At 52.6% G+C, this 782-nt stretch carries 1 protein-coding gene; it reads left to right on the top strand.

From position 1 onward, the window contains the following. Positions 1-63 precede the first annotated feature (63 nt). Positions 64-768, top strand: a complete 705-nt coding sequence (locus ACJHX4_RS26740; RefSeq protein WP_001067855.1) for an IS6-like element IS26 family transposase — start codon at positions 64-66, stop codon at positions 766-768. Positions 769-782: the final 14 nt, after the last annotated feature.

Here is a 782-nt window from a genome sequence, read left to right as displayed (position 1 = left end):
GGCACTGTTGCAAATAGTCGGTGGTGATAAACTTATCATCCCCTTTTGCTGATGGAGCTGCACATGAACCCATTCAAAGGCCGGCATTTTCAGCGTGACATCATTCTGTGGGCCGTACGCTGGTACTGCAAATACGGCATCAGTTACCGTGAGCTGCAGGAGATGCTGGCTGAACGCGGAGTGAATGTCGATCACTCCACGATTTACCGCTGGGTTCAGCGTTATGCGCCTGAAATGGAAAAACGGCTGCGCTGGTACTGGCGTAACCCTTCCGATCTTTGCCCGTGGCACATGGATGAAACCTACGTGAAGGTCAATGGCCGCTGGGCGTATCTGTACCGGGCCGTCGACAGCCGGGGCCGCACTGTCGATTTTTATCTCTCCTCCCGTCGTAACAGCAAAGCTGCATACCGGTTTCTGGGTAAAATCCTCAACAACGTGAAGAAGTGGCAGATCCCGCGATTCATCAACACGGATAAAGCGCCCGCCTATGGTCGCGCGCTTGCTCTGCTCAAACGCGAAGGCCGGTGCCCGTCTGACGTTGAACACCGACAGATTAAGTACCGGAACAACGTGATTGAATGCGATCATGGCAAACTGAAACGGATAATCGGCGCCACGCTGGGATTTAAATCCATGAAGACGGCTTACGCCACCATCAAAGGTATTGAGGTGATGCGTGCACTACGCAAAGGCCAGGCCTCAGCATTTTATTATGGTGATCCCCTGGGCGAAATGCGCCTGGTAAGCAGAGTTTTTGAAATGTAAGGCCTTTGAATAAG

The organism is Escherichia sp. WS2035, from assembly GCF_046487065.1.
GTDB lineage: Bacteria > Pseudomonadota > Gammaproteobacteria > Enterobacterales > Enterobacteriaceae > Escherichia > Escherichia coli.
The sequence above is the reverse complement of the archived record's forward strand: the minus strand, read 5'-3'. Positions and strand labels throughout refer to the sequence as shown.